Below are 5,152 nucleotides of genomic sequence, written 5' to 3'. Positions count from 1 at the left end.
CGATCATCATGCCACACGCGCTCTCCCTCTCCTGACGACCAGAGCTCGCACACGCCACACGAAACCCCACCTGGTCATGACCTGGGCGGATGTAATTATCGGCAGGCGCAGCGTTGACCCCTTCGGCGGCGCCCAGCGCCACGTGCTCGCCGACCAGCCGGTCCAGGCCCGCACGCTCCGCCAGCCGCAGCGCCGGAGCCAGACCTCCAAAGGAGATCACATGCTCATCGTCGAAGATCGCGTGAGTCTTGTACTACATCTGTAGATCGCGTGGTAACGGGTCGCCTCGTCGGCGGTAGTGGCTGATCAGGGCGCGGGTTTGGTGGGTTTGGCGGAATCTGGACCAGGCCAGGACGTGCTCGATGGTGCTGGCGGCGGGCACGATGAGGCGGGCGAAGACGCGGCGGATCTCAGCCAGGGATGGCCGGATCAGCTGGCCTGCACTCAGCTGAGACTCTCCTGATGATGCAGGTCTTTTCCCTGATCAGCGGCGGGCGGGACCGGCTCGGGGATGCTCTGGCCCTCCAGGTGCGCGCGGCTGACGGTGAGGAAGGCCAGGGCGAGCATGGCCGTGGTGACGTGGCGGTGCCAGCCGTCCCATTTGCGGACCTGGTACTCGGTCAGGCCGAGCAGGTCCTTGCCGGTCTCGTTGTTCTCCTCGATCTTCCAGCGCAGCCCGGCGACAGCGATGAGCTCGGTGACGGGCGCGCCGGCCGGGGCATGGGCCAGGAAGAACTCGACGTCGCCGGGATCGCTGACGCTCCGGCGGATCAGCAGGGTGTGCGTGTGACCGTCAGCGGGGAGTTGCACCGCCAGACTCACCGCGACCGCGGCCCAGTCGTAGGAGCGTGCTCCCTTGGTGCCCCCGCCGCATGAGCGGCGCTCCCACAGACCCGGGCCGGCATGGGCCAGCAGCCGATCCAGCACATGCCCCGCCGGCTCGCCACCACCGCGGACGCCCACCAGCGGCAGATCCACCGGGACGGCCATCACATAGGCGATCCGATAGGTGTGGCAGTAGGCGCGCAGGCCCGGATCACGGCCGTAGCCGCAGTCCGCGGCCAGATAACCGAACGGCGTGCCCGCCCGCCGTTCCTCCTCCAGCATGTCGATCACCTGCTGAGGCTTGGTCGCGAACACCACCTGCTCCGGCACGCCCGCCACCTTGCGCCGTTGCGCGTCACCGGCCCAGTCCTCGGGCAGGTAGAGCCGCCGGTTGATGAACGCGTGCCCGGCCGCCGAAGCGTAGATGAGCATCGGCATCACCTGGCAGTTCTCGACCTGGCCGGTCAGCCCGCAGTACTGGCGGGCCACCCCGACCGACTTGTCACCTTTCTTGATCGCTTGCGTGTCATCGGCGATCAGCACCCCATCCGCGCTGCCCAGATGCTCCACCACGTACGCGCGCACGTCATCACGGAGCACATCGGCATCCCACTTGGCCCGCGACAACAGCCACTCGATCGGGTTGGCCGTCGGATGCCCGACATGATCGGCCAACTGCCAGGAGTTCTTACGCGGCACATCGGCCAGCAGCCCACGCACCAGGTCCCCGAAGGTCGCCTTCGGCTCAGGCCGCTTGAACAAACGATCAGCGATCCGCGAGGTCACCGCCGCAAGCTCGGCATCCCAGGACACGACCAGATCGTAGGTGAGGCACAAGGTCACTCGCAGACCATCGCCGATACACCCACAGCCACGCAGGCGAACGACTTAAAGATCTACCGATGTAGTACCTGTACCGCTTCAGAATCTATCGCGTGGTGCTTGATCTGCGGTTTTGACCTCCAGCCGCCGTGCGGGCAAGATCGCGGTCTGTGTCGGTTCGTCTGCTGTATCTGGCCCTGATTCCGCGCAGCCTGGTGGCGGCCACCACCGGCGCGGCCAGCGGTGTCGACAGGGTGACGGCCAGCACATTCAGCCCGCGCACCAGCACACTCTTTCCCTGGATCTTGGTGTGGCCGAAGCCGGAGCCCTGCTTGGCATAGCCGTAGGTCCGGCGCTGCATCGAGTCGATGTCCAAGAACGCGAGCACCTCCTTGCCCGGCAAGAGCGGCGTGTGAGCGGCCAGCCCGGTCGGCATCTGCCGGGCGACTCCCGGCCACGATCGAGGTCACCTTCGCGGGCGCGTTGACCCCTTCGGCGGCGCCCAGCGCCACGTGCTCGCCGACCAGCCGGTCCAGGCCCGCACGCTCCGCCAGCCGCAGCGCCGGAGCCAGACCTCCAAAGGAGATCACATGCTCATCGTCGAAGATCGCGTGAGTCTTGTCTGCGGCGTGGGAGAATCGCACTTCAGAGGTGCCCTTTGACTGTGACGGTTGGAAGCGTAGAGAACTCCCATCCTCCCAGTTCGGAGGGCACCTCATCTCATTTCACGGCCGTCACACCGAATTCCACCCGGTGGATCCAGGCTAAGTACGTCACTATTGTGAGCAACAAGAACGTCCCCATCGCCACGGACAGGAACTGTTGGCGTCCCACCACAAATGCCAGCGCGCTAGCCACAGTGCCGTTGACGACGGCGTTCAGGTTCGTACGCTTCCGCGCATGCTCGAAGGCGAGCACCACGAACAGCGCGGTCAACGCGAAATCGATCCCGTTGATGCCCTGAGGCATGGCCGTCGAGGCGAGCGCGCCGACAGTCCCGCCGACCACCCAATAGCCGTGACTCAACAGCTGGATCAGGTGCACACGCCGACCGGTCAGGCTTGCCGGATCACGCCCTGCCAACAGCGAGTACGACTCGTCGGTGAGCGCGAAAATGCCGTACACCCGCCGGGGCACGGTGTCGTGTAACTCCCCAGCCTGCATGCGCACCTGCTCGCGCATCGCCCTGGCGGCCGGGGTCAGACCACCATCCGGATACCGCGACCAAGCCCGGCCATGCTCCGCGGTTGATCTACCGCACCTGTGTTCACCGCGGTCGCAAGGGGGAGAGGAAGGGCTTCTCCTGTGCCGACTACGCCGCGTTGTTCGATGCCGCTCACCAGCAGCTCGGCGGCCCTCTGGTGGTGGTGTGGGACAACCTGAACACCCACGTGTCGGCGGAGATGAAGACGCTGATCGCCAACCGGCCCTGGTTGACGGTCTTTCAGCTGCCTGCCTACGCGCCGGAGCTCAACCCGGTCGAAGCGGTCTGGGCGCAACATGAAGAGGAGCCTGACCAACCTCGCGGTGCACGCGGTAGACGAGCTCCTGCGGATCGTGAAGAACCGGCTCAAACGGATGCAGTACCGTCCCAGCCTGATCACGGCATTCACCGCGAAGACCGGATTGGACTTCCAACCGCCCTAACCTCAGCCTTTGAAGCTCTATAGTCACCGACCAGCAGAAAGGCACGCAACCACGCCGCGTCATCTCGACCTTTCAAATTCTGTAGCGGAAGGCTGGCCATTCACACATGGATCAGCTCTCCTACGTAGAGAAAAATGGCCCCGAATGCGCTGACGGCAGATCCGGGGCCATATTATAACATGGAGATTTTTGTGTGACTAGGCGAAGAAGTGCACATCGCTTGGCGTCAAGTGCTTCTCCAGTCTGTTGGGGCCGATCTTAATCACGTTCTTTTCTTCTTGATGCGGTTTGATTTGATCAGGCCTCAGAGGAGGAGGTGCAGCCAGATCGCTAGTTTTGATGTAGACGATATTGCCTTTAGCGTCTCTCACTGGCTCGCCGTCTTGGCCCACTACGCGAAACGATTCAGGCAACTTGCTAACATCGGTGGCGCCATCTTCCTTAACCCAAGCGGGAGCCGGAGGAGGCGTAGGTTTTGCCAGAGAAGGGCCTGATGCGTAGTAGATGTATCCACTCCATAAGTAGCCCCCCTTCCAGCCGTCGTTATATACGTACGAATCAGAGACGTTCTGGTAGTACTTATTCCGGCCGCAGGCATTGCCGTAATCCGTGACGATCGTGTAGGCGTGAAGGACATATGGATTGTAGGCCCAGTCTGTTCCGGCGCAGAAGTCCCAGGAGCTTCCGTTCCACACCATCGCGGTGGACTTAACCGCTAGGTAATTTGCTCCTACCGTTCGCTCCTCGAGGCAGTCTACCGGGTAGGGAGAAATTTCCAGCCGCCAGTCAGCGGCGACTTCCGACTCGCTTTTGATGTAATAGGTGTAAAGCCCTGAACGTGCCCACGTGCAGGCCGTATCTGATCGGTAGACATGGCCGCTTACTTGAGGGCCGGCAAGTGCTGGCACTGCTGTACCGAGCATCATCGATATTGCCAGGAATAGAGGGATGAGTAAACGACGAGAGCTTTTAGATGTCGATCCTTTTTTCATGCACGCCTCTCCACGGAGTGATGTTGATCAACATTTCTGAGCGTAAGAAGTGCTAATAAGATTGTCAATCATCTTTGGCGGGGAAGATTTATTAAACATCGCGCAACAAGGCGTGTGCTCATTCCAACCTGATCTTGCAGGTCACGGGCTGGTTGCAGTCCTGCCGTGCAACCCAAGTCGGTCGCCGTGCCGGGCATCGATGAGGACCGCAGCGGCTGTCACGACTTGATCGCGTGTCATGACTCATCATGATCGCGGCGGTCGGCACCATCTCAGATGCGCGCCCTTCTGGCCTGCACCGACACTCACGTGATCACGATCACAGCTGCCATAGCGAATGGGCGGGATCTTCTCCCGCCGTGTGCAGCTGCTCATTTTCAGCAGTTGCACACGGAGCTCATTCCAATGCAAGGGCGATCATCACGGAAGCGCTCTCACCAGCGAAAGCCTCAGCAACAGCGGCTTGACAAACATAGAGGCGTCATCACGCTCCATCTCCAGCTCGGCGCGTTCCTTGGCCCACTCGGCCTTCTGCCCCGTAGCCGTGCCAGTTCCTCACGCTCGGACTCGGCCAACTCGCCATTCGAACCGGTGTGCTGCTCGCGGGCCAGCCGGTCCATCTGCACTCAGTTAGCCAGCGTGCACGCGTTGATCCCCAGGTCCTGGGCGACCTGAGCGATGGGCTTACCCGTCTCCCGGACAATGCGCACCGCACCCGCACGAAACTCTGGATCGAACCCGCGTCTGGCCCCTCCCACGCCCAACCCTTCTTAGTACGGCAGCCGCCATTTGCTGGATGACCAGGCCAGATTCGCAGCAGGTCGATGTGATCCTGTGATCGGAATCCGATCCAACGAGAACAGCCG

Annotated in this window: 7 protein-coding genes; 1 reads left to right on the top strand and 6 read right to left on the bottom strand. The window is 62.3% G+C overall.

Features of this window, described 5'->3' with window-relative positions; translation table 11 throughout:
* From ABZ911_RS42830 to ABZ911_RS42815, 4 genes are all read right to left on the bottom strand, one after another.
* Window positions 1–220: hypothetical protein (locus ABZ911_RS42830; protein WP_358070355.1), on the bottom strand; the 220-nt coding region annotated here is incomplete at its 3' end.
* Between the two features lie 224 nt (window positions 221–444).
* On the bottom strand, window positions 445–1,638 hold the full coding sequence (locus ABZ911_RS42825) for an IS701 family transposase (RefSeq protein WP_358070352.1): 1,194 nt from the start codon (window positions 1,636–1,638) through the stop codon (window positions 445–447).
* Between the two features lie 115 nt (window positions 1,639–1,753).
* Window positions 1,754–2,083, bottom strand: a complete 330-nt coding sequence (locus tag ABZ911_RS42820; RefSeq protein WP_358070349.1) for a hypothetical protein — start codon at window positions 2,081–2,083, stop codon at window positions 1,754–1,756.
* Window positions 2,084–2,367: 284 nt separating this feature from the next.
* Window positions 2,368–2,829 carry a hypothetical protein gene (locus ABZ911_RS42815; RefSeq protein ID WP_358070346.1) on the bottom strand — a complete coding sequence of 154 codons (462 nt, stop codon included), beginning with the start codon at window positions 2,827–2,829 and terminating at the stop codon, window positions 2,368–2,370.
* Window positions 2,830–2,894: 65 nt separating this feature from the next.
* Here ABZ911_RS42815 and ABZ911_RS42810 point away from each other — a divergent pair, with 65 nt between their 5' ends.
* Window positions 2,895–3,317: a transposase gene (locus ABZ911_RS42810; protein ID WP_358070343.1), complete on the top strand. Its 423-nt coding sequence runs from the start codon at window positions 2,895–2,897 to the stop codon at window positions 3,315–3,317.
* A 174-nt stretch (window positions 3,318–3,491) separates the two neighbouring features.
* Here ABZ911_RS42810 and ABZ911_RS42805 read toward each other — a convergent pair whose 3' ends face one another.
* Both ABZ911_RS42805 and ABZ911_RS42800 read right to left on the bottom strand, forming a co-directional pair.
* A complete protein-coding gene (locus tag ABZ911_RS42805; RefSeq protein WP_358070340.1) occupies window positions 3,492–4,286 on the bottom strand; it encodes a hypothetical protein in 795 nt (264 codons plus the stop codon).
* 626 nt (window positions 4,287–4,912) lie between these two features.
* On the bottom strand, window positions 4,913–5,044 hold the full coding sequence (locus ABZ911_RS42800; protein ID WP_358070337.1) for a transposase: 132 nt from the start codon (window positions 5,042–5,044) through the stop codon (window positions 4,913–4,915).
* Window positions 5,045–5,152: the final 108 nt, after the last annotated feature.

This window comes from Nonomuraea sp. NPDC046570 (assembly GCF_040645915.1).
In the GTDB taxonomy this organism is placed as follows: Bacteria; Actinomycetota; Actinomycetes; order Streptosporangiales; family Streptosporangiaceae; genus Nonomuraea.
This window is presented reverse-complemented; position numbering and strand designations above follow the sequence as displayed.

Excerpts from the sequence above, each read along its gene's own strand:
- ABZ911_RS42805 (WP_358070340.1), bottom strand. The coding sequence starts at position 4,286 with ATGAAAAAAGGATCGACATCTAAAAGCTCTCGTCGTTTACTCATCCCT.
- ABZ911_RS42820 (WP_358070349.1), bottom strand. The coding sequence starts at position 2,083 with ATGCCGACCGGGCTGGCCGCTCACACGCCGCTCTTGCCGGGCAAGGAG.
- ABZ911_RS42815 (WP_358070346.1), bottom strand. The coding sequence starts at position 2,829 with ATGCGCGAGCAGGTGCGCATGCAGGCTGGGGAGTTACACGACACCGTG.